At 59.1% G+C, this 25,096-nt stretch carries 25 protein-coding genes; 6 read left to right on the top strand and 19 right to left on the bottom strand.

Features of this window, described 5'->3' with window-relative positions:
- Positions 1 to 95: 95 nt before the first annotated feature.
- The 4 genes from QTI33_RS14360 to QTI33_RS14345 are packed head-to-tail and all read left to right on the top strand — an operon-like array spanning position 96 to position 4,103.
- Positions 96 to 1,049 (top strand): glycosyltransferase, encoded by a 954-nt coding sequence (locus QTI33_RS14360; RefSeq protein WP_286506712.1) that lies wholly within the window; start codon positions 96 to 98, stop codon positions 1,047 to 1,049.
- Positions 1,046 to 1,456, top strand: coding sequence for a GtrA family protein (locus tag QTI33_RS14355; RefSeq protein WP_286506711.1), 411 nt, complete (start codon positions 1,046 to 1,048; stop codon positions 1,454 to 1,456). Before QTI33_RS14360 ends, QTI33_RS14355 begins: the two co-directional genes overlap by 4 nt.
- Entirely contained in the window at positions 1,453 to 2,049 is a 597-nt protein-coding gene (locus tag QTI33_RS14350; protein WP_286506710.1) for a hypothetical protein, read from the top strand. Before QTI33_RS14355 ends, QTI33_RS14350 begins: the two co-directional genes overlap by 4 nt.
- A complete protein-coding gene (locus QTI33_RS14345) occupies positions 2,046 to 4,103 on the top strand; it encodes a hypothetical protein (protein WP_286506709.1) in 2,058 nt (685 codons plus the stop codon). The genes QTI33_RS14350 and QTI33_RS14345 overlap by 4 nt, the downstream gene beginning before the upstream one ends.
- 23 nt (positions 4,104 to 4,126) lie before the next feature.
- Here the strand turns inward: QTI33_RS14345 and QTI33_RS14340 are convergent, their stop codons facing one another.
- The 19 genes from QTI33_RS14340 to rfbB all read right to left on the bottom strand — a co-directional run bounded on the left by QTI33_RS14340 (position 4,127) and on the right by rfbB (position 22,287).
- The gene (locus tag QTI33_RS14340; RefSeq protein WP_286506708.1) at positions 4,127 to 4,510 is read right to left on the bottom strand and encodes a GtrA family protein; all 384 of its coding nucleotides are present in this window, start codon (positions 4,508 to 4,510) and stop codon (positions 4,127 to 4,129) included.
- Positions 4,498 to 5,184: a class I SAM-dependent methyltransferase gene (locus tag QTI33_RS14335; RefSeq protein ID WP_286506707.1), complete on the bottom strand. Its 687-nt coding sequence runs from the start codon at positions 5,182 to 5,184 to the stop codon at positions 4,498 to 4,500. The genes QTI33_RS14340 and QTI33_RS14335 overlap by 13 nt, the downstream gene beginning before the upstream one ends.
- Entirely contained in the window at positions 5,165 to 6,124 is a 960-nt protein-coding gene (locus QTI33_RS14330) for a glycosyltransferase family 2 protein (RefSeq protein WP_286506706.1), read from the bottom strand. The genes QTI33_RS14335 and QTI33_RS14330 overlap by 20 nt, the downstream gene beginning before the upstream one ends.
- 2 nt (positions 6,125 to 6,126) lie before the next feature.
- Positions 6,127 to 7,023: a GDP-mannose 4,6-dehydratase gene (locus QTI33_RS14325; protein ID WP_286506705.1), complete on the bottom strand. Its 897-nt coding sequence runs from the start codon at positions 7,021 to 7,023 to the stop codon at positions 6,127 to 6,129.
- A complete protein-coding gene (locus QTI33_RS14320; protein ID WP_286506703.1) occupies positions 6,974 to 7,690 on the bottom strand; it encodes a nucleotidyltransferase family protein in 717 nt (238 codons plus the stop codon). Before QTI33_RS14320 ends, QTI33_RS14325 begins: the two co-directional genes overlap by 50 nt.
- Before the next feature lie 8 nt (positions 7,691 to 7,698).
- Entirely contained in the window at positions 7,699 to 8,763 is a 1,065-nt protein-coding gene (locus QTI33_RS14315) for an NAD-dependent 4,6-dehydratase LegB (RefSeq protein ID WP_286506701.1), read from the bottom strand.
- Positions 8,699 to 10,897, bottom strand: a complete 2,199-nt coding sequence (locus QTI33_RS14310) for a hypothetical protein (protein ID WP_286506699.1) — start codon at positions 10,895 to 10,897, stop codon at positions 8,699 to 8,701. The genes QTI33_RS14315 and QTI33_RS14310 overlap by 65 nt, the downstream gene beginning before the upstream one ends.
- A gap of 100 nt (positions 10,898 to 10,997) precedes the next feature.
- Positions 10,998 to 11,540: a dTDP-4-dehydrorhamnose 3,5-epimerase gene (rfbC, locus tag QTI33_RS14305; protein WP_286506698.1), complete on the bottom strand. Its 543-nt coding sequence runs from the start codon at positions 11,538 to 11,540 to the stop codon at positions 10,998 to 11,000.
- A gap of 23 nt (positions 11,541 to 11,563) precedes the next feature.
- On the bottom strand, positions 11,564 to 12,304 hold the full coding sequence (locus QTI33_RS14300) for a cephalosporin hydroxylase family protein (RefSeq protein WP_286506697.1): 741 nt from the start codon (positions 12,302 to 12,304) through the stop codon (positions 11,564 to 11,566).
- Positions 12,294 to 13,358, bottom strand: coding sequence for a class I SAM-dependent methyltransferase (locus tag QTI33_RS14295; protein ID WP_286506695.1), 1,065 nt, complete (start codon positions 13,356 to 13,358; stop codon positions 12,294 to 12,296). Before QTI33_RS14295 ends, QTI33_RS14300 begins: the two co-directional genes overlap by 11 nt.
- Complete coding sequence (locus QTI33_RS14290) at positions 13,358 to 14,197, bottom strand: NAD-dependent epimerase/dehydratase family protein (RefSeq protein WP_286506694.1); 840 nt, start codon at positions 14,195 to 14,197, stop codon at positions 13,358 to 13,360. Before QTI33_RS14290 ends, QTI33_RS14295 begins: the two co-directional genes overlap by 1 nt.
- The gene (locus tag QTI33_RS14285; RefSeq protein ID WP_286506853.1) at positions 14,194 to 15,420 is read right to left on the bottom strand and encodes a class I SAM-dependent methyltransferase; all 1,227 of its coding nucleotides are present in this window, start codon (positions 15,418 to 15,420) and stop codon (positions 14,194 to 14,196) included. The genes QTI33_RS14290 and QTI33_RS14285 overlap by 4 nt, the downstream gene beginning before the upstream one ends.
- Before the next feature lies 1 nt (position 15,421).
- The gene (locus QTI33_RS14280) at positions 15,422 to 15,976 is read right to left on the bottom strand and encodes a dTDP-4-dehydrorhamnose 3,5-epimerase family protein (protein WP_286506693.1); all 555 of its coding nucleotides are present in this window, start codon (positions 15,974 to 15,976) and stop codon (positions 15,422 to 15,424) included.
- Positions 15,963 to 17,048 carry a CDP-glucose 4,6-dehydratase gene (gene rfbG / locus QTI33_RS14275; protein WP_286506691.1) on the bottom strand — a complete coding sequence of 362 codons (1,086 nt, stop codon included), beginning with the start codon at positions 17,046 to 17,048 and terminating at the stop codon, positions 15,963 to 15,965. Before rfbG ends, QTI33_RS14280 begins: the two co-directional genes overlap by 14 nt.
- Positions 17,030 to 17,803 carry a glucose-1-phosphate cytidylyltransferase gene (gene rfbF / locus QTI33_RS14270; protein WP_286506690.1) on the bottom strand — a complete coding sequence of 258 codons (774 nt, stop codon included), beginning with the start codon at positions 17,801 to 17,803 and terminating at the stop codon, positions 17,030 to 17,032. Before rfbF ends, rfbG begins: the two co-directional genes overlap by 19 nt.
- Positions 17,804 to 17,915: 112 nt before the next feature.
- Positions 17,916 to 19,403 carry a glycosyltransferase family A protein gene (locus tag QTI33_RS14265; RefSeq protein ID WP_286506689.1) on the bottom strand — a complete coding sequence of 496 codons (1,488 nt, stop codon included), beginning with the start codon at positions 19,401 to 19,403 and terminating at the stop codon, positions 17,916 to 17,918.
- Between the two features lie 13 nt (positions 19,404 to 19,416).
- Complete coding sequence (gene rfbA / locus QTI33_RS14260; protein ID WP_286506688.1) at positions 19,417 to 20,304, bottom strand: glucose-1-phosphate thymidylyltransferase RfbA; 888 nt, start codon at positions 20,302 to 20,304, stop codon at positions 19,417 to 19,419.
- A 16-nt stretch (positions 20,305 to 20,320) separates the two neighbouring features.
- Positions 20,321 to 21,211 carry a dTDP-4-dehydrorhamnose reductase gene (gene rfbD, locus QTI33_RS14255; protein WP_286506687.1) on the bottom strand — a complete coding sequence of 297 codons (891 nt, stop codon included), beginning with the start codon at positions 21,209 to 21,211 and terminating at the stop codon, positions 20,321 to 20,323.
- Positions 21,208 to 22,287 carry a dTDP-glucose 4,6-dehydratase gene (gene rfbB, locus QTI33_RS14250; RefSeq protein WP_286506686.1) on the bottom strand — a complete coding sequence of 360 codons (1,080 nt, stop codon included), beginning with the start codon at positions 22,285 to 22,287 and terminating at the stop codon, positions 21,208 to 21,210. The genes rfbD and rfbB overlap by 4 nt, the downstream gene beginning before the upstream one ends.
- Positions 22,288 to 22,694: 407 nt before the next feature.
- Here rfbB and QTI33_RS14245 point away from each other — a divergent pair, with 407 nt between their 5' ends.
- Positions 22,695 to 23,807 (top strand): class I SAM-dependent methyltransferase, encoded by a 1,113-nt coding sequence (locus tag QTI33_RS14245; RefSeq protein WP_286506684.1) that lies wholly within the window; start codon positions 22,695 to 22,697, stop codon positions 23,805 to 23,807.
- Complete coding sequence (locus QTI33_RS14240; protein WP_286506683.1) at positions 23,804 to 25,069, top strand: glycosyltransferase; 1,266 nt, start codon at positions 23,804 to 23,806, stop codon at positions 25,067 to 25,069. Before QTI33_RS14245 ends, QTI33_RS14240 begins: the two co-directional genes overlap by 4 nt.
- The last annotated feature ends 27 nt before the right edge of the window (positions 25,070 to 25,096 follow it).

Here is a 25,096-nt window from a genome sequence, read left to right as displayed (position 1 = left end):
CGCCCTCCCGGGCCTCAGCAGATTTTCGCCAAGCCGGTCGATCCAGGACGTGGCACGCTTTACAGCGCGTTTTCAATTTTCAGCAAGTCAGACACATGGACGCCGAATCTTCCCCATTTGTGGTCGTCACTCCCATATTCGAGGACGCGGAGGCATCGGCCCGATTGTTTGCGGAGCTTTCATCCGCCTTTGGCGCCTTGGTCTACGTCGTCGCCGTCGATGACGGGTCGGTGCGGCAGCCGGTCGCGATGGAGCATATGGATGCCGTGGGTTTGCAGGGGACGATCATCCGACTTCGCCGAAATGTCGGTCATCAGCGTGCGATCGCTGTGGGCGTGAGCTACGTCGCGGAACATTTCCCGCAGGCCACGGTCGTCGTCATGGATTCAGACGGAGAAGATCTGCCGGAATCGATTCCGGATCTCCTGGCGCAGTTGGCGGCTGCCGACGTGGACCTGGTGGTGGCAGAGCGTCGTGCGCGTGTCGAGAGCATGCGTTTCAAGGCCTTCTATGCCGTCTACAAGCGAGTATTCAAGCTGCTCACGGGTCGCCGAATCAGCTTCGGCAACTTCATGGCCCTCAAGCCGAACGCCGTCAGGCGACTGGCCGCCATGCAGGAGCTCTGGACACACGTGGCCAGTTGCGTTCTCGGGTCACGTCTTCGAGTCGTGACCTGCGCGCTCGATCGCGGGCCGCGCTATGCCGGGAAGAGCAAGATGAACTTCGTCGGTCTGGCCTTGCACGGATTTCGGGGCGTGATGGTGTTCGCGGAAGACGTCCTGGTGCGCGTCGGGATTGCGTCCGCGGTCATCGGCGCCTTCACGATTCTTCTCGGCCTGGCTACGATCGCCCTCAAGCTCTCGGGGTTTGCCACGCCTGGATGGTTCTCGGTCGCTCTGGGCATCCTGTTGCTGGTGTTCCTTCAGACCGGCACCTTGGCGCTGATCAGCCTCATGCTGACCGGTGTGAGCAGGTCCGGGGCACCAACCCACACTGCATACACCATCTTCGTCGATGCCGTCGAGCATACCCAAGGTATCTCGCAATGATCCTGCGCGGCAGAATACAGCAACCGCATTTCCGCGAGCTCGCGCGCTTCGTCGCCAACGGCTTGGTGGCGACGGCGATTCACTATGGTGTACTGACCTTCAACCTCGAAGTCGCAGGTCTTCGGTCCGCCGGCGCAGCAAACTTCCTCGCCGCATGGTTCGGCATTGCAGCGTCCTTCGTAGGAAGCCGCTACTTCGTCTTCAAGAGGGTCGACCGACCCGTGTTGGCCCAGGCCGCACGCTTTCTTGCGCTCTACGCGTCGATCGCCTGCCTCCACGGCCTCCTGCTTTTCGCCTGGACCGACGTACTTCATTTCAACTACACGGCCGGCTTTGTGCTGGCGACGGTACTCCAAACCCTGCTGAGCTACGCGGGCAACAAATTGTTGGTGTTTTCGGAATCATGAAGATACGCAAATTTTTCGCGGCAAGCGCTCTCTTCCTGGCGTTGGCCGTCCTGATCTACTGGACCCACGTCACCTTCCTGCCGGTGAACGTGATTTTTTACGGCGCGATCGCCGACGGCGTTCTTGCCGCCGCAGTCACTGCCGTCGCGGTCTGGCTGCTGAAGCCGTTCCACGTGTTCAATGCCTTCGAGAAATTCCAGATGCTGCTCATCTGGCTTCTGACCGGCTACGCTCTCGCCATCTCGGTGCCGACCGTGCTTGACCGATCGCTGTCCTTCTACATCCTCGAGAAACTGCAGCAACGAGGCGGCGGCATCCAGGAAAGTCGGTTCGCCGAGGTGTTCACCAATGAGTACGTCAAGGAGTATCGTCTGGTGGACGTGCGGCTGACCGAACAGATGGAGTCAGGCACCGTCGTCATCAATGACGGATGCGTGCATCTCACCCCCAAAGGCGATCGCCTCGCATCTTTCAACCGCTTCTTTAGAACGTACTTTCTTCCCAGACAGCGCTTGCTGATGGGTCAGTACACCGACGACCTGACCGACCCCTTCCGGCACAGCACCTCGCAAGTCACTTACACGTGCAAATGAACGCCGAGACGCCCGGGCGAGGATCCAGGGTCGAGATCATCGCCGCCTCCCTGCTGGCCGGCGCCGGGATGATTTTCTTCGTCCTGCGGGGCACGGACTGGTTCTCCGCAGTCCCAGGTGATCTAGGGGACGCGCGCTTCAACAGCGTGATCCTCGAACACCTCTGGCAATGGGCGACGCAGGACGTGCGCTCCCTCTGGACGCCCCGCTTCTTCTATCCGACGTCGGGCACGCTGGCATTCAGCGACAGCCACTTTGGCTCGGGAGTGGTGTACGTCCTCGCTCGCTTGGCGGGCCTCGAACGCGAGCACGCCTTCAACGCGTGGCTCACCGTGGGTTGCGCGCTCAACTTCACCGCCATGCACTTCGTGATGCGACGGTTGGAGTTCTCCTGTTTTCCGGCGGCCGTCGCCGCTTTCATTTTCGCGTTCTCACTGCCGGCCATGGCGCAGGACGGTCACGCGCAGCTGACCTATCGCTTCGCCATACCGCTCGCCTATTTGAGCTTTACGCAGTTGGTGCGCGAGCGGCGCATCGCAAGGCTGGCGCAGCTTGCGGCGTGGGGCACGCTGCAGTTCTATTGCTCGATCTATCTCGGCGTTTTCCTGGTCTACCTCTTGGCAACCACTGGTCTTGCCATGCTTCTGACCGGCATGCGGCCCAAGCGAGTTGCCAACCACGGCCCCGCCGGCCGCATTGAGGTTGCCTGGGCGCTCGCGGCCATTGCCGTGTGCGGCGCAGCCACCGGTGCATTGCTGTTGAAGTACAACGCCGTGAGCCAGTCGTATGGATTCAAACGGCCGGTGGAAGAAGTGCTGTCGATGCTGCCTCGACCACAGAGCTATCTGTATGCGGATCGGTCGGAGCTCTACAGCTGGCTCGGTCGCATCGCGGCCGACGTCCCAATGCGGCACGAGCAGCAGATGTTCTTTGGTTTTTCGGCCCTGTTGCTGACCCTGCTTGCCCTGGTGCCGATCCTGATGTGGAGGCACTCTCCGCGACGCCAACTGGTCCTTCAGTCTTTCACCTCTTTGGTGCTGCTCTTCGTGTTGACGCTGTATGTCGGCGAACAGTCGATATACAAGCTCTTCCTGTCGCTGCCCGGCGTGTCGTCTATCCGAGCGGTGTCGCGTGTGGTCCTTGTGATGGCCTTGCCGCTGGCGCTGATGGCAGCGAGCGGCGTGGAGAACCTGCTGCGATGGTTCGACCGAAAGTGGCTTGCGTATGGGCTGATCATCCTCGCTTTTTCGATCGAGACTGCCAGCTATCAATTTGCGAGAACACCCATCACCGACTGGCAGAGTCGATCGAGGGCAATATCCACGCTCGCGGCCGATAAGAGCTTCGGACAGGATTCCATCCTCTACGTGAGCGGTCGCTTCGACGAGCCAATGGCATTGACGGATCTGGACGCCATGCTCTTTGCTCAGGACAAGAAAATACCCACGCTGAATGGCTATTCCGGAAACTCTCCTCCCGGCGTCCGGGAGTCGGCACCGTGCATATCGAAGATGCTTCGGATCTACAGTCTGCCGCTCACGGTGCTTGCCGCACGTGGGTTGACGCATGACTCTCTGATGGCTCGCACCGTGTGGGTGCCAAAGGAGCAATGCAATCGCGAGAAGTTTGCCGCGACAGATGCATCCGCTTCCCCACCCACTGAAGAGCAGGCGCAAAACATTCACCTTTCCGCCTCTGCCTCAGACAGGGGAGACCACCTGGACGTCATTCTGCGCATACGCAACAACAACGCAACGACACTGCACACCCTCTCGCGGACGGGCCACCCATTGAGCTTGTCGTGGCGCTTTGTGTCGGAGCATGCAGCATCTGATCCAAGCGTAGGCTGGAACAGGAGGCACGAGCTTAGCTTGTCGATTCCTCCAGGTGCGGAAGAAGCGGTCGCTATCGTTGTCGACAAGCCGACAACCCCCGGAACTTATGACTTGCAATTCTCTGTTGTGGCCGAAAACCATGCGTGGCTCCATCTACTGAAGATGCCGTTGGCGCATCTCCCTGTGGCGATCGGCGCGCCGGCCCCATCACCCCGATAGCGCTGCCGTCGGCGAGTCCTGGCCTAGGAAGCTTGCTTGCTTCTCTGAAAAACGAAGTACTTGTTGAGCGCATATGACGAGGCGATATAGGCGACGCCCGCCGCCAACTGGCCCAGGCCCTCGTGAAGGCCGAAAACCTTCATCCACACCAGCAACACGATCAAGTTGACTGCGTACGAAAGGCCGACCACGACCAAAAACTTGACGACCTCGGGCTTGACCGCTGATGTGCTTCTGAAAGTAAACGTCCGATTCAGCCAATACGAAGTAATCAACCCCAGGCCATACCCCAACGCGTTGGCCGCAACAGGGGAAAACTGCAGCCCATACATCGCGGAGAAAATGATGGCGTACCCAAAAAATGTATTGAAGACGCCTACCAACCCGAAGCGAATCAGTTGTCGCATTTCTCGGCGCTGACCCAGTATTGACCGCCAAGCGGGAGAGCACCAAAAAACCTCTCAATGGGCGCGAGCCATTTCAACGAAGGTGGAATGAGGAGGCAATACGAGCCGTCAAGCAACTTGAACCCTCCTGCCTCGAGCCGCTGCCGGAGCTCAGCCGGTCGCAGCAAAACCGCATCGGCATCATACGGGCAATTATTGACGATTCGTCGCGTAACAGGGTTGTATGGATTGTGCTCAAATATAAAAACTTCGCCACCCTTCCTCATCCGATTCAAAATCGTCTGAACGGATTCGGCCCTTTGCGAAGGCGGAATGTGATGAAAAACACCGGCAACGAAAACAAGATCGAATTCGCCCAACTCCAATGAAGAGCTTTCTACCTCAAAGCGGGCATGAGAATTTTCAGACCGAGCCAGGTCGATACTTTCGTGCGAGATATCTGTTCCAACGATTTCTGCAAAGGGAAACTCAGCCGCCAGATATCGTACGTTTCGTCCGATGCCGCAACCATATTCCAGAATTCGCTTCGGCTCTCGCTTCAATTTTGAGCGAACAGCGCGAACCTTGTATTCCGCAAAATACTGATCATTGCTTGAAAAAAACGACGTCTGATCTCGAAGCAGATCATTGTAGTTTTCAGTGTAGGCGTCGAAGTCAACTTTTGTCTTTTCCATGATTTATCTTTTCATCAAGAATGTATCTCGGCCGCCCCTTCATCTCGAGATAGAGATCACCGATGTACATTCCAATAATACCAATCACGAATAATTGAATAGCACTGAAAAACAAGAGCAACACCACCACGGTCGTCCAGCCACTAGGAATTGACCTATCGATGAAGTAGCTTACCACTGCGGCGAACATAAGCAGAAATCCAGCCCCACCGGTCCAGGCGCCAACGATAATACCCAATTGCAGCGGCTTCGTACTGAACGACAAGATTCCTGTCAGCGCAAAACGAAGCGTACGGGATAAAGAGTATTTCGAGTGACCGGCTGCCCGTTCGTCCGCCACATACTCCACCCCCACCTGCTTGAATCCGATCCAGGAGAAAATTCCACGAAGAAACATGTTCCGCTCAGAAAAATCTCCCGCCAGAATGTTCGCAACCCTCTTCGAGATCAACCGGAAATCGGCAGCATTTTTCCTGATCGGGACGCTGGATAGCGCATTCATCAGTTTATAGAAAAGTTCTCCTGCTTTCGCGCGCGTCCAGCTTATTCCGCGCGTTTCTGCGCGCACGGTGTAGACGACGTCGACACCCTCGGCAAACCGCTCGAGCAGAATCGGAATCAACTCCGGCGGGTGTTGCAAATCGCTGTCCATCATCACGATTGCGTCGGAATCCAATGAGTTCTCGATCCCGGCGAGCAAAGACATCTGATGGCCAAACCGCGCAGACAACGCAAGCACAGTGACGCGCGAATCTTCCAGCGCGATCGAGCGAAGGACATCGAGCGTCCGGTCCGTGCCGCGATCAACCACGTAGACGATTTGGGTGTCAACGCCCTGCAAAGCGTCCGCCACCGCCATCGTCCTTGCGTGAAACTGTCCGATCACGGCCTCTTCGTTATAGACGGGGGCGACGATAGTGAGTGAATGCAATGAAGTCATTGTCACTCCGTATAAAGTGCACGAGTGCGTGCAATGTCTGCGTATACCAATGGCACGTCATAGCCGAGGCGTGCGACGCCTACTGCTCGCTCTCTGATGACTGCGGCATCCAATCCAGCAGCCTCCAACTTTCTCACAAGCAAATCCCTCATGCTTATAGGGCGTCCCGACGCGACATGATATACGGAGCCCTTGACCCCTCGATTTGCAATCACCAGCAATTGTTCGATCGCTTCTTCAAGGCCGACATAGTCACGAGCCGCGTCAAGTGCCCCTACCTGCAATTCCAAGCGATCCCCTGCAAGGATTTCCTGAATCTGACGATTGACGCTTCCAACGAACAAACGTGATGGCAGCCCTGGGGCGTCAAGATTGAACATGCGCGCGACCACGATATCGTGTCCTTCGAATGCGGCTTTCACGCTCAGCATCGTCTGCCAGGCCTTCGTAAGGCCGTATACGGACACCGGTGTCAAGCAGCGGTCTTCCACGAGCGGATTTTCTTCAGCCGCGACCACGCCATACTCTGCGGCCGAACCCATCATAACAATTCGTGCGTCCACGCCGGCTGCAGCCACGGCGTCGATGACATTTTGGGCTCCGCGAACGTTCACATTGAAAGCCATTTCCATGTCTGGCTCGTAGCTCGCGGCAAGGTGAAAAATCATCTCCGGACGAAGGCTTTCGATGGCGCGCTGAACCTGCTCAGCGTCTCCAACGTCCATAGGAATGGAGAAAGGGCCTGCCGGAACGGCATGAGAACCCTGCCACACTTGACAACCATCATGCCGGAGCCGCTCGGCCAGCCCGCGTCCGAGGACACTCCCCCCCCCAGAAATGAGCACTCGCTTAGTCAAGGTCAATACCCAATTTTCCGGCAAGTTCTGCGAAATTGTCATCCGCAAATTGATAATCGTCTGGGCGTCCGATGTCTAGCCAGTAGCCGCCGAAAGGCTGAATGTGTACCAGTTCCCGTTTTTGCAATCCATCGTGCATCAGATTATCGAATCCATAAGGCTTGCCTACAGGCAAACTCTCGATCACGGTGCGATTGATGCAATAAATACCCATGCTGACGTCGAATCGGTAAGTTGGCTTCTCACTGAAAGAGGTCAGTTGCCCGGATTCGTCATAGCCAAGAACGCCGAAATCGATCTTTACTTCGCGACGGAAAGCCGACACCGATACCTTTCGACCTTCCGTCACATGTCGTTCATAGAAACTTCGATAGTCCAAATCGCAAAGAATGTCACCATTCATCACTAAAAAATCGTCGGGCAGATCTTTGATCAGCGTTAGCGGTCCAATAGTACTGAGTTCGACCTCTTCCAAAGAATAGTCGAGCTCGACTCCGAGCCGGCTGCCATCGCCGAAATAAGCCATGATCAACTGCGAGAGGTGATTGACGGCAAGCGTGACGTGCGTGAATCCGGCGCGTTTCAGCTGAAGGATAATCAGTTCCAGAATGGAGTATTTTCCGCCAAGCGGCACCAGCGGCTTGGGGATCAATGTCGTGTAGGGGCGAAGGCGGGTGCCCTTGCCTCCTGCCAAGATTACGGCTCTCATGTGTCCCCTCAAATGTTGTATAGCCAGCTCTTGTAGCGGGAAAGGTGATCGGGATTTCTGAACCACTCAATCGTGTCACGAAGCCCCGCTTCCAAGTCAAAATCGGGCTTCCATTGCGTCAGGCTTCGAATCAGTGAGTTGTCGCCGATCAATCGAAATACTTCAGACGCTTCGGGTCGCAGGCGCGCATCCTCGGTCAGGATCGTGGCTGCAGGGTTGATCTGCTCGATCAGCACTCGCGCGATATCTCCCACCGAAACCTCGGTTCCGGTGGCAATATTGACCTCGCGTCCGATTGCCGCATCCGCTTCCGCCAAAGCGATGAAGCCGCGGACTGTATCCTTGACATAATTGAAATCTCGCGTCGGGCTAAGGCTCCCGAGTTTGATCTGGGTCTGACCGAGCAACAATTGAGTAATGATGGTCGGGACCACCGCACGAGCAGACTGGCGGGGGCCATACGTATTGAATGGCCTGACAATGGTTACAGGCAACTCGAAGGATCTGAAAAATGACTCAGCGAGTCTGTCCGCGCCGATCTTGGTGGCACTGTACGGAGACTGGCCTTGGTAGGGGTGCTTCTCGTCGATCGGTGCATATTGGGCCGTTCCATACACTTCCGATGTTGAGGTTACTAGCACACGCGCAGTGTCGAGTCGACGTGCTGCCTGCAGAACATTCAACGTCCCCTTGATGTTGGTGTCCACATACGAGTCAGGAGAGTGGTAGGAAAACGGAATGGCGATGAGGGCTGCCAAATGAAACACCACATCGCATGATTTCATTGCTTCGGCGACACCATTGGGGTCGCGGATGTCACCTGCGAAAACATCCATTTCTTTCAACATTTCGGGCGGCAACGTATCGAGCCAGCCCCAGCTGTTGAAGGAGTTGTAGTAGACGAAGGCACGCACGCCGCAGCCTTCCGAAATAAGCGCCTCTGTCAGGTGGCTTCCGATGAAACCATCGGCACCGGTGACCAAGACTTTTTTGCCATTGAGCTTCAATTCAATCGCCTCTGATTTTGGGGTTGATGAGAGAAAAGTACATTGCCCGAGGGTCTCCAGGCGCATCTATCCGAGTACCCTCGAACAAGAATTCAATTTTGGCATTCTCTTTCGGGTCGAGATCGAGTGAAAGAACGACTCTGCCTTCGCCACTGCCGAGGTGCACTTTCTGTTGCATTCCGCGAGGACCCAGCACGGAGAGTACACCCCCAGCGTTGCCATGTACTGATGCAGTAAATTCGAAATGACTGCGAGCCCCGGACGGGTTGACAAAGGTGATGTCGGAAGACTTGCCCGACCATCGGAACTTCTGCATTCCGCCTTGGGCGGTCTCTTCAGCAAAGAACCCCTTGCCATACTTGAGAGTCCTCGGCCGAAGCATTGCTTCTCGCTGCAGCCGCTGCTCATCTGGCGAATGGGCCTCCTGCCACGCACGCGACGCGTCGCTGAGATCAATGAAAACGTACCGATCATCCCGCGAGATCAAAGGGGGCGCCTGGACGAAGCCCTTCAGCTCGCGCTCAAGACTTTCCACGACCTCGCTGCGGAACGCAAAGCGATCGATCCAGAGACCATCGAACCCGGCCACTGCAAGTTGACGGACCAAGGCCTTCGGGTCCTCAGGCGTCAAGCCGGACTCGAAGGCGACCTGACTGTCCGACAGGCCAGGCCAGCTCCAACTCATTCGATCGGACCAGAGATATGGACGCCCATGGTCGTAGCTGAGCATCCGCTCCCGCCCAGCATCCGAAGGGAAGGGGACGATCGGAAGTTGAAAGATTCGGTGCGTGTGCGTCGCGACGCTTTCGATTCGGGAGACAAACTCCCTTTCCGTTTCGAAGCTCTTCCGGTGGACGTCGTAACTTGTGTAAAGGATGCGGGCAACGGCACCTTGGTCCAACACGCCGCCCACGAACAGCGTCACGAGAACGAGAGAGAAAACCCAGTCCGCGCCCCGCGCGCCGGCCGCCAGAAATCGAAGCCGCACCCGCTCGATCACGTCGAACAGCGCGTAGAAACTAAAGAACGCGATGAACACCGAGATTCGGTTGTAGGCCCTGATGTCCGGCGAAACGAGGACATTGAAGATCGAACCGAAGCCGCCAACGGTGGCCAATAGAAGACCAGCGACCGTGAGCACTCCGGCAGCCCACAGTTGATTGCCCGGCGTCCGCCTGCGCGAGAACAGCGCAGCAACCACAGCCACGACGAATCCGGCGCCGCCGACGACGCCGAGTTTCGCCGACACGTTCTCGTTCTCCAGCGGGAAGTCGACATTCGGCGGCCCTAGCACGTCGGTGAATATAGGACTCACCAGATGGCGAATCTTGAGTCCATAGGTCTCGGCTTCGGCGGGACTCTTATAGGTCACGCTGGCGGGTGTCCCGTCACGATGCCAGCTCAAAAGCGAGGGCGTCAGATTGACCAAGGCGGACGCGCAGATCAAGGCGATCAGCGGCAGCGTGGAAACCAGCGGAGCACGGCGTCGACTCAGACAGAAACCGGCCGTGCCGGCGACCGCCAAAAAGAAGCAACTGAAGAAAGCGGTATAGATGTAGTCGACACCGATCGCCAAGCCAGAAACCACCAGCAATGGCAGGGGCAATTTCCGGTCCGTCGAATCGGCCTCGTCGCCCTGTTGTCGATTTCTCGCAAGAACGAGAAGCGCCTGGGCGCAGACCACCGGTACAAACATGTAGGTCAGGCTGACATGCGAGACATTTCGAAAGAAGACATGCGGCAGGAGCGCAAAAAGGGTGGACAGCACGAAAAGGCTACGCCGAGTCAGCCCCAGAGGCCGAAGCGCGACATGGCAGATGACCGAGGTGAGTCCGGCGGAAAGAATCCAAAAGAGATTGAGGATGAGCCCCGGCTCTTTCGTGAAGATCGCGATGATCTTCATGATCAATGACGAAAAGAACAGATTCTGCGGGAACGCAGCGATATCGAGGCCGAAAGGCGCTCCCAGCCGATGAATGAACCAGATCCAGTCGCCGTCGGCGATTGACTTGGTCAGGATCAACTCGAAGATCGTATCGCCCCAGTAGTTGAACGGCACACGAAGGTCGGTGTTCCAAAGCCTCAGCGAGGCGGTCATGCAAACCACGGTCAGAACAAACTGAACCCCCAGCTGGAAGGCCTCAGTTGCTGCGCGGGAACGCGGTACGGCGGCGCCAGGCGCAGAAAGACGGAACATCATGAACAATTGCTGGGGAGGGCGCGAAATTTCTCGGGCCACTTGGTGAGGTAAGTGTCGTCGGTGACCAGATGTCCTGGTGCCGTAGCACCGGTTGCAGTCATCACTCGAACAACTCGGCGCCGCTCAGTCCGACACCTTGGCGATCCTTTTCGGACAAGCTGAAAGGCACGTCGAGGTCAGGCCAGCGAATATCGAGCGAGTCCCAGCCAATGCAACGCTCATGGCCAGGCGCGTAGTAGTCGGTGGTCTTGTACAAGAAATCCGCTTGTTCGCTGAGCACCACGAATCCATGCGCGAAACCTTCGGGAATCCAAAGCTGCCTTTGGTTGTGCTCGCTCAGTTCAACCCCTACCCATTTTCCGAAGGTGGGAGACGACTTGCGAATGTCGACCGCAACGTCGAATACCGTGCCACAAACAACGCGTACCAGCTTGCCTTGTGGCTGTTGGATCTGGTAGTGCAGCCCGCGAAGTACGCCTTTGCGGGAGCGAGAGTGGTTGTCCTGAACAAACTCGACTTGGCGACCGACCGCATCATCGAAGGCTTTCTGATTGAAACTCTCGAAGAAGAATCCCCGAGCGTCGCCAAAGACCTTGGGCTCGATGACCAGGACGTCCGGGATGAATGTAGGGGTAACTTTCATGATGGGCGCTCGGAAATGATGTCTCAGGCCACTCGTTTGAGATACCCATGTGGAGCGACGCTGAGCAGCAACTTGCTGTCCATGCCATGGTCGATCTCGAACGCCGCCGAATGGGTCTTCAGAAATTCGTGCACTGCCGTCTTGGGGTTGTCGCCGGGTCCCCATGGCCGATCAGGAAACAGGCTTTCCGGCAAGTCTTCCACGATCGTGTCGAATACGACGCAATAGCTGCCCGGGGTTACCAAGGGCGCATAGGCTCGCAATTCGTCCAGCACATGGGCATGGGTGTGGTTGCTGTCGAGACACACGAGCACGCTGCGCTTCTGGTGCGCGATGCCCCTGACCTTCTCGATCACGTCCTGCGCAATGCTCGATCCCTCGATCATCGCAATGCGCCGCTTCATCGGATGCGCATCGATGGCCTCACGATTGTGGGCTCGGATATCAATGTCGATGCCGAGCACATGTGCGTCAGGCGGGCCGCCGCATGCAGCATTCAGTTCCAGCATGGCCGCAGAGAAAACGAGAGAGCCCCCATGCGCAATGCCAGTCTCAATGATCAGGTCGGGCTGGACACGCCAGATGATCTCCTGCAGCGCAACGATGTCTTGCGGGTACTGGATGATCGGGCGCCCCATCCATGAGAAGTTGTAGGAGTAGCCAGCGCGGATGGACGAGTCCATCAGCGCCTTGGCATCGGCCTGCAGGGTCTCGTTGGTCTTATTGGCTGCAATGCGGGCAGCCACTTCGTCTTCAAATTTCATTCTGGTCCACCTTTATGAGACGCAATCTGCCAAGAGACTGCGTCACGATCTCATCGAAATAATTGGAGTTCATCACGAACGTCAGCGTGCCGGGGGGAAGCCTTTGCAATGCGGATTCGGGTGACATGATCTCCACGCCGGTTCCGGCCATGAACCTGCCCTGCTTGACCGGATTGATGTCGACCGCGAGGTCGAATTCGATCCCGGCGCCACGGAGATGGTGGGAGAAGATCACTCCTTTCGACGAAGCACCCCAGATCGCCTTCGCGCCGCTGGTGGCGCGCGAGACGATCATGCTCTCGTCAATGCCCGCCATGAAGTCTGGGGGCAGAACGAAGCGGTGCGGTGTCGCGACAGGTTGCCGCAAGGAGGCGAGGTCTGCGACCACATAGAGGTACTGTCCGCCGAACACGTGCCCTTGTTCGTGAACACGCTCGAACATGAGTTCGAAGTCGACGGCCCGGAAGTAGTTGACATGCTCGTAGAAGATGTCGAACCAAGCGCGACGTTCGCAGATCCAGTCGAAACACGGAACCTCGATGTAAATCTTTCCCTGCCCGCCGTTGGCGCGCGCGATCTCCCTCAGGAAAGCGACCGGATCCTGGATGTGCTCGAGCACGTGCCGAAGCACCAGACCATCGGCAGACAAGCCGAGGGACGGCGAGAACGGGGCAGCGACGACATCAGGGCTGTCGCCTTCGAAGGCGGGATCGATGCCTGTCGCCTCGTAGCCGGACTGCCGCAGCAGATTGAGAAAATAGCCCTTGCCGCACCCGACTTCGATGAGCGAACGGGTCGTGAAGTGGCGCCGAATGATCGCCAGGACGGATTCCAGGTGCTCGCGAAAAACTGACGAGCAGGCCTGCTCGTTCTGGTAGTCGGCGTCATAGGTCAGCAAGGTGGGATCAAACGCCTGATTGAATATCAGTCCGCTGGACTGATCCTGAACAAGCACCACGTTGCCTCTCGGAGAGGCAGTTCCGGCCTCCGCGCTATCAAACACGCGGTTTTGCAAGACCGGGAGGCCCTGGATGTTCACCAGTTCTCGTTGCATCAGCGTGTCTCCTGCATCAGGCGCGTCAGCTTGGCGTTGCTGCCCCAAAAGGCCATGGGTTCGTGACTGGGGTACGCGAAGTGACCAAGTGCCAGTTTCATGGACGACCCATGCATTTCGAGCCATTTCTCGACAAGTGCTCGCACCGAAATCGGCCGGCCCGAGCAGATGTTGACGATACCGCCAGCTGAGCCCATGCGCACGAGCCCCGCCAGATGGGCAGCCACGTCGGCCACGGGCAGGTAGTCACGCAACTGTTCGCCGCCTGACATCTTGAACTCGGCATCCCCTCTTGCGCTCGACGCCATGAACTGGCTGTACAGCGCGCCCGACGACTGCCCCTCTCCATATGTGTAGAACAGGCGAGCCCAAGTGAGTCTGGTGTCCGCAGCAAGAAAATCGAGTTGCTGACGCAGCGCATTCTTAGCGAAGCCATAAGGGTTTCGAGGCTCGGCCGGCAGTGATTCGTCGAGTTCGCCCGATTGCATGCCGTACTCGAAGCAAGTGCCTGCGCACACCAGCGTTGTCAATCCTGAGGTCATGAGCTGCCGAAGGAACCGGTACTGTTCCGGCAACTGCGTCTCGAAATGATGCCGCGACTGGTAGTTCGGCAGGCCATCCCACGCGAGGTGGATCACGGCATCGGGCCGGTCGAGCGCCTCAAACGGATTCGAAGGCCCAGCTGAAAGGTCCAACATGACATGCCGGGCTCCGACAGGCAGCCACGCGCCGGGGTTGCGTCGCGACATAGCGATGACTTCGACATCGGGCATCGCATCCAGCGCTCGCAGGACGTGACGCCCGATGAAACCGCTGGCGCCGGTGACCGCGATCTTCATAGGACTTCGAGCTCCGGCACAGCGCACACGAACTTTCCCCCCCAGTCGCGCACGTAGGCAAGCTGGTCCATCACCTCCGCCTTCAGGTTCCACGGCAGGATCAACACGTACTCCGGCCGCTCACGCCGCAGGCGGTCTTCATCCACGATCGGAATCCTGCTCCCTGGCAGAAACTGGCCCTGCTTGGCGGGATTGCGATCCACAACCCAGGGAACCAAGCCTGCCCGGACCCCGGCATAGTTGAGCAGCGTGTTTCCCTTGGCAGCCGCACCGTAGGCCCCCACGGTCTTTCCCGCCTTTCGCGCCTCAATCAGGAATGTCACGATGCCATCGCGGATGTCGTCGGCCCGTGTTTGAAATCCCTCGTAGTACGCCTTGGTTTCCACCCCTGCATCCACTTCGAGCTGCAGAAGGCGAGACACCCGTTGCGTGACCGGGCGCTCGCCGCTATCGCTGCGCTGCGCGAAGACCCGCAGGCTGCCTCCGTGCGTGTCGAGCGCCTCGACGTCGAAGATGAGCAGGCCGTTGGCCTCGAACAGACGCCGTACCGCCACCAATGACAGATAGGAAAAATGCTCGTGGTAGATGGTGTCGAACTGGCAGTCGGACACCAGTCTCATCAAATGCGGAAATTCGAACGTGGCGACGCCCTGCGGCTTGAGCAGCCTGGCAAATCCTTCGACGAAGTCGTTGATGTCCGGCACGTGCGCCAACACATTGTTGGCGACGGTCAGATCCGCGGCCTTGCCATCAGCGACGAGTCGGTCGGCCAACTCGACACCGAAAAAGGATTCGATCACATCGAGCCCCTTGGCCCGCGCCGCGCGCGCGGTACTCGCCGTCGGCTCGATGCCGGTACATGGCACTCCGGCTTCCTTCACATACTGCAACAGGTAGCCATCATTGGCTGCCACTTCGACGACATGCGACGACGCTGAAAGCGCAAAACGATGCACAACCTCGTTCACGTAGTGCTTGCTGTGCGCCAGCCAACTCGTCGAGTAGGAACTGAAGTAGGCGTACTCGCTGGAAAAGAGCTGAGCGTAGTGGGCGTAGTCCTCAGTCTGCACCAGCCAGCACTGCGTACAGACGAAGACGCGCAAGGGATACCAGGATTCCGGAGCCACGAGCCTCAAGGCACTCAGGTAGGCATTCGACGGAGGGGAGGAGCCCAAGTCCATCAGCTGCAGCGAGAGCTCCGCCTGGCAATGTCGACATTTCATTTCAGACACCGCGAAATTCAGGGGTGAGCAGAGCATGTCCGGCGTCGCGCGCCGAAAGCTCGCCGAGCGGGAGCGGCCAATCGATGGCAAGGGCAGGGTCGGCGGGGTTCAGTCCGCCCTCCGAACTCTGGACATAGGGCGTGGAGTGGAGATAGAGCAATTCGGTGTCGTCGTCGAGCGTCTGGAATCCATGCGCGAAGCCCTTCGGAATGAGCAGACTGCGGCCATTCTCGGAACTCAACACTTCGGCATGCCATTGAAGAAAAGTCGGTGAGTCCCTGCGCAAATCGACCGCGACATCGAAGATTTCTCCACGAAGGCAGCTGACCAACTTGTCTTCGCCATGGGGCGGATGCTGGAAATGCATGCCACGCACCGTGCCGCGCTGGCGCGTCAGGGTATGGTTGATCTGGGCCACCGGTTGGGCGAACCCTGCGAGTCTCAATTCCTCGGCGCAAAAAAACCGGCTGAAGAATCCGCGCGAGTCTACCCGCAGTTGCCGCTGGACCAGCTTGAGCCCGGCCAGCCCGGTGGCGCTGACTTCAAAGCGCGGCATGGCCGCCCCCAGCTTCGTAGGTCCGTATCTGCGACAAGCAGGTCTGCTGCATATCCTCTCCCGCACGCCAGGCGCGATCCCATTCGACGATCTTCTCGAGAGCGAGGTCAAGGCTCCATCGCGGCCGCCATCCGAGTTCGCTTCTCGCCTTGCTGCTGTCGAGCTTGAGATATTCAGCCTCGTGAAAAGCGCTCGTATCGGTTTCGCGCCACAGCGCGCCCGGCATCCTGCTGGCGAGGCGATCCAGCAGCTGCCGCACTGGCACCGCATCGTCCTCTGCCGGACCGAAGTTCCACGCCGACGCAAATCGAGCCCCACCCAGCGCCAGTCGCTCGGCCAGCAGCAGGTAGCCCGACAAGGGCTCGAGCACGTGCTGCCATGGCCGCGTGGATCCGGCGTACCGGACCTCCAACGGCTGCTGTTGCTGAACGGCCCGGAAGAAGTCCGGGACGAGCCGATCGTCGGCCCAGTCGCCGCCGCCGATCACGTTGCCGGCGCGGGCCGTCGCCACTGCAACGCCGGCCTGCGCCAGGAAGGACGATCGATAAGCGGCCGTGACCAGTTCCGCACAGGCCTTGCTGCTGGCATAGGGGTCGGAACCGCCGAGTGCCTCGCCTTCACGATAGCCCCAGAGCCACTCCCGGTTGTCATAGCACTTGTCCGTCGTGACGTTCACGACCGCTCGCACGCCTTCGCACGAACGCACGGCTTCCAGCAGGTTGACCGTGCCCATGACGTTGGTCGCATAAGTCTCGACCGGCTCGCGGTAGGACTGTCGAACCAGCGGCTGAGCCGCCAAGTGAAAGACGACCTCAGGCGCGGCCCTGCGAACTGCTTGCTGCAAGAACGGTGCATCGCGCACATCGGCGATCGCATGGCCGTGGAGCGTGTCGGCGATCCGCGCGACCGCGAACAAATTGGTTGGCGTCGGCGGCGACAACGCGTAGCCATGGACTTCGGCGCCCAGACTGTGAAGCCAAAGCGCCAGCCAGCTGCCCTTGAAACCGGTATGGCCGGTGACCAGGACCCGCCTGCCTCGCCAGAACGCAGGATTCACGACCAGACCTTCCATGGCGCCGCATTGCTCGCCCACAGTTGCTCGAGGTGAGTCTTGTCGCGCAGAGTATCCATCGGCTGCCAGAATCCTTCGTGCTCGAACGCCATCAACTGGCCATCTTGCGAGATCCGAGCAAGCGGTGCCCCTTCCCAGCTGGATTGGTCGCCTTCGATGTAGTCGAGACATTTGGGTGACAGGACGAAGAACCCACCGTTGATCCAGCCGCCATCGCCCCGCGGCTTCTCGATAAACCCCCTGACCGAGTCGCCCTCGCGCTCCAGGGCACCATAGCGACCGGCAGGCTGAACCGCCGTGACAGTCGCCAGACGGCCGTGCGCACGATGGAAGTCGAGCAGTTGATCGATTCGAAGGTCGGCCACCCCGTCTCCGTATGTGAAGCAGAACGCCTCTTCGTCTTGCAGGTACTCACCGACCCGCTTCAATCGCCCGCCCGTCAGGGTTTCGTCTCCGGTGTCGACTAGCGTGACCCTCCACGGCTCGGCCTTACGCTGATGCACATGCATCTCGTTGCTGCGCATGTCGAAGGTCACGTCGGACATATGAAGGAAGTAGTTGGCGAAATACTCCTTGATGACGTAGCCCTTGTAGCCACAGCAGATGATGAAGTCGTTGATGCCATATGCCGAGTAGAGTTTCATGATGTGCCAGAGCACGGGTTTGGCACCGATTTCGACCATCGGTTTGGGCTTGAGATGGGTCTCTTCCGAGATGCGTGTTCCCAAGCCACCAGCCAGAATGACTGCCTTCATCGTATTTACTTCGCGATTCGAAAAAAAAAGCAATCGGCCGAGTGCCGCTCAACCGGGCAAATTCGCTGCTGCCTCGAAATCCACGCCCGCACGTCGGACGAAGTGCGGGGCACTACGCAACGCTAGAAGGCTTTCTCAACAAACTGATTGCCTTACGCACCAATCGCCTCGGCACGTATCGCAACGAGCCCAGACGCTGCGCGTCCGCAAGTCGGAGTTCCAACTGCGTCGACACCTCTCGCAAAGCCTGCGCATCCGCTGCCATGCTGGCCAAATCGGCGTCAGCCGCCGCGGCGTCCGCAGCCGCCTGCCGGCGTACTTCAGTAGCGTCGGCTTCCGCACGCAATGCATTTTGCCTTTCCGCTTCTATCTGCGCACGCATGTCGTGCAGGGACGGCACGTCAAACGCGATCTCCTGTCGATCGACGCCGAGCAACGATGTCGCCAAACCCACCGCATCGGAAATATTCTCGACGCCGAAGGGACCGGCATCCAGGCTCAGAGTGATGCCATCGAAGCCCAACGTCCGAGGACGGAACGTGTGAGGCAGCGCAGGCGGGAAGCTGGGCGCTTCAGTATCGAACCATTGCAGCAGTTCAGCGCTGTCAGAGACCGAAGCCCGGATGATCTGCCGCACCTCATCTCTGTCCTTCGGATCGGTTTCCAAAATCGCGCCGAGATAGCGCTCGGTGACGGCTTTCCGATCGAGAACCAAGGTGTCGTCACGCGGAAAGAGCGCATCCTTCGCGTGAAGAAAAGAGTCGACAACGTGAACCGGAGCCAAGATCATCTTGTCCGGCACGAGCGGGTGACGCCGATAGCCGAAGGCCTCGTTCAGTGTAGAGAAATCATTGGCGACAGCCGTTTTCTTCTCGTGCATCAGCGTGGCGACGCCATTGCTGGCGTGCGACAGGCCAGCGATGTTCATGGGCGTACTGATCGACAGGTACTTGCCCACGAGATATCCGAAACCGAATCCGGAATAGATATCGGGATAGACGTTCAAGAAGACGCGGCCGGTCGCCGCCCGATGCTGCGCGATCAGATCTCGGTGAATGGCCGAACAATAGATCATTGGCAACGAATCCGTTCCGTCCTCGAAGCGCATGACCTTGGCGATCTGCGCCCGACCGTCGATCTCGGCGACCGTTCGGGACAAGGTGACGATGAGCAGATTCGCCTCGCGCTCGATTCCGATCGTCGGCCATGTGTAGATGCCCCGCTGCCAGCGCATCGCCCTGGCGTGGGTACGTGACGCCAAGCGATCGAGTTCCCGCAAGGCGTACGGCATGAGCCCATCGTCGTCGCCGAGAACAGTCACATATTCGCCGATCGCTTCGCTCAGGCCTCGTTCCCAATTGGCACTCATTGCCAGCGGACGTTCGGGCTGTAGATAGCGTATGCGGGAAGACTTTGCCGCGGCGACGATCTCTGCCACTTGCGCCGCCGCTACTGAATCGCTGTTGTCGCAGACCAGGATCTCGTAGTCTTCGAAGTCCTGGTTGAGACAAGTTGCCAGGGAATGCCGCAAGGTCTCGGGGCGATTGCGCGTCGGGATGATGACGCTGAAGCGGGGGCTCCCTATCGATCGCTCGGTCATTGTGGAAGCACCTTCAAGAGCGCACCTCTTCGCGCAGCAAATGCCTGAGGTACCGGCCATACCCGCTCTTCGCCAGGGGCGTCGCGAGACTCTCGAGTTGCGCCCCCGAGATGAAGCCATTGCGCCATGCAATCTCTTCCGGACAAGCAATCTTCAACCCCTGCCGATGCTCCAGCGTCGCGATGAACTGCCCCGCTTCCAGCAAACTCTCGTGCGTCCCGGTGTCCAGCCACGCGTACCCGCGCTGCATGATCTGCACATTGAGCTTGCCCAGATCCAGGTACGCCTGGTTGACGGCCGTGATCTCCAGTTCGCCGCGCGCGCTCGGCTTGACCGCCTTGGCGATGTCGACCACCTGGTTGTCGTAGAAGTAGAGCCCGGTGACCGCATAGCTGCTCTTCGGCTTGACCGGCTTCTCTTCGATGCTGCTGGCCTTCCCGTTGGCGTCGAAGGCGACCACGCCGTAGCGCTCCGGGTCGTGCACGTGGTAGGCGAACACCGTCGCACCGGCGTCCTTCTTGTCGGCATCCGACAGCAGGTGGACGAAGTCGTGCCCGTAGAAGATGTTGTCGCCCAGCACCAGCGCACTCGGCGAATTGCCGACGAACTTGTCGCCGATGATGAAGGCCTGCGCCAGCCCGTCCGGGCTCGGCTGCACCGCGTACTGCAGGTTGATCCCCCACTGGCTGCCGTCGCCCAGCAACTGCTGGAAACGCGGCGTGTCCTGCGGCGTGCTGATGATCAGGATGTCGCGCATGCCGCCGAGCATCAGGGTGCTCAGCGGGTAGTAGATCATCGGCTTGTCATAGACGGGCAGGAGCTGCTTGCTCATGGCCAGGGTCGCCGGGTGCAGCCGCGTGCCGGAGCCGCCGGCCAGGATGATGCCTTTGCGTTGGGTCATTCTTTGTCGTCTCGAATTAGAGGGTCTCGGCGAGCATTCGCGCCACGCCGGCCTGCCAATGCGGCAGCTTTAGCCCGAAAGTCGCCTGCAGCTTGTCAGTGTTCAGCCGGGAATTGTGTGGGCGAACGGCGGGGGTGGGAAAGGCACTGGTCGGCACCGCATCGACCGTGTCGGGCGAAGCCTTGAGCGCAACCCCGGCGGCCTGCGCCTGCGCGAGCACGAAGCGTGCATAGCCGTGCCAGCTGGTCTCGCCGCCCGCCACCAGGTGATAAAGCCCCGCCTTGGCCGGGTCGGCCAGGGTCGCGCAGATGGCATGGGCCGTCACGTCGGCCAGCAGCTCCGCCCCGGTCGGCGCGCCGAACTGGTCGTCGATCACGGTCAGCCGGTCGCGCTCCTTGGCCAGCCGCAGCATGGTCTTGGCGAAGTTGCCGCCGCGCGCGGCATAGACCCAGCTGGTGCGGAAGATCAGGTGCCGGGCGCAATGCCGCGCCACCAGCAGCTCGCCTTCCAGCTTGGTGCTGCCGTAGACGCTGAGCGGCGCCGTGAGGTCGTCCTCGAACCACGGCTTGCTGCCGCTGCCGTCGAACACGTAGTCGGTCGAGTAATGCACCATCAGCGCACCGATCTGCTGCGCCGCCTGGGCCACCACGCCCGGCGAGATCGCGTTCAGCTTGCGCGCGAACTCCGGCTCGCTCTCGGCCTTGTCGACCGCGGTGTGCGCCGCCGAATTGACGACCACGTCGGGCCGCACCGCGAGCACCGTGTCGGCCAGCTGCTCCGGATGGCTGAAGTCGGCATGGAAGTCGGTGCTGTCGAAATCGAGCGCCACGACCTCGCCCAACGGCGCCAGGCTGCGCTGCAGCTCCCAGCCCACCTGCCCGCCCTTGCCGAGCAGCAGCAGCTTCATGCCGCCGCCTTGGCGGGCGCAGCCGCGTACTGCTTCTGCACCCATTCGCGGTAGGCGCCGCTCTGCACGTTGGCCACCCATTCGCCATTCGCCAAGTACCACTCGACGGTCTTGCGGATGCCGGTGTCGAAGGTCTCGGCCGGCTTCCAGCCCAGTTCGCGTTCGAGCTTGCGGGCATCGATGGCGTAGCGGCGGTCGTGGCCGGGACGGTCGGTGACGTAGCTGATCTGCTCGCGGTAGCTCTTGCCGTCGGCCCGTGGACGCAGTTCGTCGAGCAGCGCGCAGACGGTGTTGACGATCTCGATGTTGGGCTTCTCGTTCCAGCCGCCGACGTTGTAGGTCTCGCCCAGCCGGCCGGCTTCGAGCACGCGGCGGATCGCGCTGCAGTGGTCCTTGACGTAGAGCCAGTCGCGCACCTGCATGCCGTCGCCGTACACGGGCAGCGGCTTGCCGGCCAGCGCGTTGACGATCATCAGCGGGATCAGCTTCTCGGGGAAGTGGAACGGGCCGTAGTTGTTCGAGCAGTTGGTGGTCAGCACGGGCAGGCCGTAGGTGTGGTGCCAGGCCCGCACCAGATGGTCGCTGGCGGCCTTGCTGGCCGAGTACGGGCTGTTGGGCTCGTACTTGTTTTCTTCGGTGAAGGCCGGGTCGGTCGCCGAGAGCGAGCCGTACACCTCGTCGGTCGACACGTGCAGGAAGCGGAAGGCGGCCTTCTGCTCGGCCGGCAGCGTGCTCCAGTAGCCCCGCACCGACTCCAGCAGGCGGAAGGTGCCGAGCACGTTGGTCTGGACGAAGTCTTCGGGGCCGTGGATCGACCGGTCGACGTGGGACTCGGCCGCGAAGTTGACGACGGCGCGCGGCCGATGCTCGGCCAGCAGCCGGTCGAGCAGCGCGCTGTCGCCGATGTCGCCCTGCACGAAGACGTGCTTCGGGTTGCCGTCGAGCGACGCCAGGGTCTCGAGATTGCCCGCGTAGGTCAGCTTGTCCAGGTTGACCACGGCTTCGCCCTGTTGCGCAGCCCAGTCGAGAACGAAATTGGCGCCGATGAAGCCGGCGCCACCTGTGATGAGGATCATGACGTCCTTCGTAGTTTCGGGAGCCGGGGGGTCGCCTGTCGCTCGCCCCGGAAGATCGCGATTATCCCCTCCGCCTAGGGGCTGACGGCCGCACAGGGCCCGCGAGTCGTCGCTGGAAAGACACCGAAAGCCGCCTCGAAGCCAACTCGCTCGATGCCATTTCATCTGCTTCGGATTTTAGATTCAGATTTTTCCCAGATACATCGGCCAAACAGATGCATAGACTCCGGCGGCACGGAAGATCTCGGCATCGGCTGCTTATCGCACGCGAAGTTAACGCTTACGTAGCCATCTCTACGCAACAGCTCGACGACCAGCGAAACCACCCAAGCAGCTCTTCGCGAGCCCTGCCCTTGGCACCCGCGTAGTGCCAGAGAGCGGCCCAAACCGTTTCACTACAGGATTTTATGAAGGCATTTTTTAGGCGCTGCGTGCGGGGAGTCGCGGCATGGCCACTTCTTGGACGTTTTGCACGCATCGGCGTCGCGGTCATTCGCGGCCCGAACACATTGGACGGCCACGCCAACCTCGTCACCTTGCATTACGAATCACATCAAGCTGTCGAGGAACTGCGGGGGTTGATACGAGAAGCTGGCGAGCGTGAACAGGGATTCTTCGGCCAACAGTTACCTCAGCTGCTTGACACCATTTCCGGCATCAACAGCCGACTCGCACGAAGCGAAGCCGAACAAGCCGATTTGGCGAGGTCCGTCCCGGTCGCCCTGCGAACACTGACAAAGGATCTTCGAAATCTAGACGAGCGATTCGAACCTTCGATTGCCAATCTCTCCGCAGATATTCGAAACCTAGAAGATCGGCTTCAATCCTCGATTTTCAACCTCTCCTCCGATTTTAGGCCTTCGATCTCCTATCTCCTCGGCCGCGTCGAATTCGTTCGACGCGAATTGATGTTCCAGGTGCGATATGGCGCACCATCGAATTCATTGAACAACGAAAAAATCCGCGCCGAATCCAAGATCCTTGCTCCGGAGAAGCTCGAAGCTGCCAAAATTTCGGGCCCCAAGATCAATATTGGGTGTGGCCATGTGATTGTGGACGGCTACCTCAACATCGATCTGCGAGAACTGCCAGGAGTCGACATCGTCGCCGAAGCAGACGAATTGCCATTCGAAAATGAAGAAATCCAAGAAATCCAAGAAATCCGATCTTCGCACATGTTGGAGCACTTTCCGCAGGAACAATTACGCAGATCGCTCCTTCCCTATTATTTCAACCTCTTGAAGGCCGGAGGCAAGCTGGTGTCGATAGTCCCGGACGCAGAGGCCATGATTCGCGAGTATTCCAACGGCAGTTTTCCATATGAGGACTTACGGGAAGTGACTTTTGGCGGACAAGACTACGACGGCGACTTTCACTTCAATATGTTCACGCCTGCATCGCTCTCGGCGCTCATGAAAGAAGCCGGCTTTGAAAAGACCGAAGTCATCGCCCAAGCACGACGAAACGGTCGATGCTTTGAATTCGAGATCTCGGCAACCAAGGAATCTTCGAGCCTATGAATCGGTCCGATTCAAGATCAGGCAGCGCGCTTAGTTTCTCCATCGTGATCAACACGTTAAATCGAGGCAGCAGTCTCGATGCAACGTTGCGAAGTCTCAAATGGCTGAAGTACGAGTCACCGTTTGAAGTCATCGTCGTCAACGGGCCTTCCACAGACGAGTCGGATGAAGTCATTGCGCGCTGGCAAGGCTCGATCAGGTCGGCATCCTGCCCGCTTGCCAACCTTTCCGTGTCGCGCAACATCGGGATCTGCATGGCTCGAGGGGATGTCGTGGCCTTCATCGACGACGACGCAATCCCTGAGCCGGAATGGCTGATGCACTTGGCAGGCGCGTACGCCGACCCGCAGGTCGGGGCCGTAGGCGGCCACGTATTCGACCACACCGGATATGCCTTTCAGTATCGCTATGGCTTGGTCGACCGATTCGGAACCGCCGACCTCTCCCCTGCGGGGGCGACGCCACACTTGTGCTACCCGAAGAGCTTCAGATTTCCGCATCTCTTGGGCACGAATTCATCCTTCCGCACCTCGGCCCTTCTTGAAATTGGTGGCTTCGATGAAGAATACGAGTACTTTTTAGACGAAACCGACGTCTGTCTGCGTATCGTCGATGCCGGCTACATGATCGTGCAACTGCCCAATGCGTACGTGCATCACAAGTTTGCACCGAGCAGCATCCGCGGCCACAACAAAGTGCCTCGAAATCGCTATCCGATCATCAAGAACAAAATCTATTTCACTCTCAAACATGCCCGCGACTTCCATCGCGTCGAACAAATACTTCACGAGCAGTCAGCTTTTATAAAGGGGCAACGTGAGGAAATGGCCTGGGCATTCGACAATGACCTGATCGTTGAAGATGACCTCGACGCATTTGAGCAGGACGTGGACCGAGCCTTGGCTGTTGGTTTGCGCCGTGGCCTTGAGGGCATAAAACCCGACGCGATGATCGACCAGCAGAAGAGAAGTCATTGGAGCGGGGACTTTTTGCCCTTCGAGCCGCTCGGCGAGGGTGACGGCCTCACGATCGTGCTGGTGTCGAAGGACTTTCCTCCCGGCCATGGCGGAGGAATCGGGACGTTCAACAAGGACTTGGCAGAAGCCTACGCGGCCCGCGGCAATACCGTCCACGTCGTCACGCGCAGCCCTGATATCAATCGCGTCGACTTCGAAAATGGCGTGTGGGTGCATCGCCTGGAGAACCGACGAATCGAGCGTCTGCCGCGAGCCATCGCGCAGAAGGTTCCGCAGGACATCTGAAATTGGTCGGCACTTGCATATCAAGAG

The organism is Variovorax davisae (genome assembly GCF_030316845.1).
In the GTDB taxonomy this organism is placed as follows: Bacteria; Pseudomonadota; Gammaproteobacteria; order Burkholderiales; family Burkholderiaceae_C; genus Variovorax; species Variovorax davisae.
This window is presented reverse-complemented; position numbering and strand designations above follow the sequence as displayed.

Coding starts and splice junctions, on each gene's coding strand:
- QTI33_RS14360 (WP_286506712.1), top strand. CDS start 96: ATGGACGCCGAATCTTCCCCATTTGTGGTCGTCACTCCCATATTCGAG.
- QTI33_RS14355 (WP_286506711.1), top strand. CDS start 1,046: ATGATCCTGCGCGGCAGAATACAGCAACCGCATTTCCGCGAGCTCGCG.
- QTI33_RS14350 (WP_286506710.1), top strand. CDS start 1,453: ATGAAGATACGCAAATTTTTCGCGGCAAGCGCTCTCTTCCTGGCGTTG.
- QTI33_RS14345 (WP_286506709.1), top strand. CDS start 2,046: ATGAACGCCGAGACGCCCGGGCGAGGATCCAGGGTCGAGATCATCGCC.
- QTI33_RS14340 (WP_286506708.1), bottom strand. CDS start 4,510: ATGCGACAACTGATTCGCTTCGGGTTGGTAGGCGTCTTCAATACATTT.
- QTI33_RS14335 (WP_286506707.1), bottom strand. CDS start 5,184: ATGGAAAAGACAAAAGTTGACTTCGACGCCTACACTGAAAACTACAAT.
- QTI33_RS14330 (WP_286506706.1), bottom strand. CDS start 6,124: ATGACTTCATTGCATTCACTCACTATCGTCGCCCCCGTCTATAACGAA.
- QTI33_RS14325 (WP_286506705.1), bottom strand. CDS start 7,023: ATGACAATTTCGCAGAACTTGCCGGAAAATTGGGTATTGACCTTGACT.
- QTI33_RS14320 (WP_286506703.1), bottom strand. CDS start 7,690: ATGAGAGCCGTAATCTTGGCAGGAGGCAAGGGCACCCGCCTTCGCCCC.
- QTI33_RS14315 (WP_286506701.1), bottom strand. CDS start 8,763: ATGCGCCTGGAGACCCTCGGGCAATGTACTTTTCTCTCATCAACCCCA.
- QTI33_RS14310 (WP_286506699.1), bottom strand. CDS start 10,897: ATGATGTTCCGTCTTTCTGCGCCTGGCGCCGCCGTACCGCGTTCCCGC.
- rfbC (WP_286506698.1), bottom strand. CDS start 11,540: ATGAAAGTTACCCCTACATTCATCCCGGACGTCCTGGTCATCGAGCCC.
- QTI33_RS14300 (WP_286506697.1), bottom strand. CDS start 12,304: ATGAAATTTGAAGACGAAGTGGCTGCCCGCATTGCAGCCAATAAGACC.
- QTI33_RS14295 (WP_286506695.1), bottom strand. CDS start 13,358: ATGCAACGAGAACTGGTGAACATCCAGGGCCTCCCGGTCTTGCAAAAC.
- QTI33_RS14290 (WP_286506694.1), bottom strand. CDS start 14,197: ATGAAGATCGCGGTCACCGGCGCCAGCGGTTTCATCGGGCGTCACGTC.
- QTI33_RS14285 (WP_286506853.1), bottom strand. CDS start 15,420: ATGAAATGTCGACATTGCCAGGCGGAGCTCTCGCTGCAGCTGATGGAC.
- QTI33_RS14280 (WP_286506693.1), bottom strand. CDS start 15,976: ATGCCGCGCTTTGAAGTCAGCGCCACCGGGCTGGCCGGGCTCAAGCTG.
- rfbG (WP_286506691.1), bottom strand. CDS start 17,048: ATGGAAGGTCTGGTCGTGAATCCTGCGTTCTGGCGAGGCAGGCGGGTC.
- rfbF (WP_286506690.1), bottom strand. CDS start 17,803: ATGAAGGCAGTCATTCTGGCTGGTGGCTTGGGAACACGCATCTCGGAA.
- QTI33_RS14265 (WP_286506689.1), bottom strand. CDS start 19,403: ATGACCGAGCGATCGATAGGGAGCCCCCGCTTCAGCGTCATCATCCCG.
- rfbA (WP_286506688.1), bottom strand. CDS start 20,304: ATGACCCAACGCAAAGGCATCATCCTGGCCGGCGGCTCCGGCACGCGG.
- rfbD (WP_286506687.1), bottom strand. CDS start 21,211: ATGAAGCTGCTGCTGCTCGGCAAGGGCGGGCAGGTGGGCTGGGAGCTG.
- rfbB (WP_286506686.1), bottom strand. CDS start 22,287: ATGATCCTCATCACAGGTGGCGCCGGCTTCATCGGCGCCAATTTCGTT.
- QTI33_RS14245 (WP_286506684.1), top strand. CDS start 22,695: ATGAAGGCATTTTTTAGGCGCTGCGTGCGGGGAGTCGCGGCATGGCCA.
- QTI33_RS14240 (WP_286506683.1), top strand. CDS start 23,804: ATGAATCGGTCCGATTCAAGATCAGGCAGCGCGCTTAGTTTCTCCATC.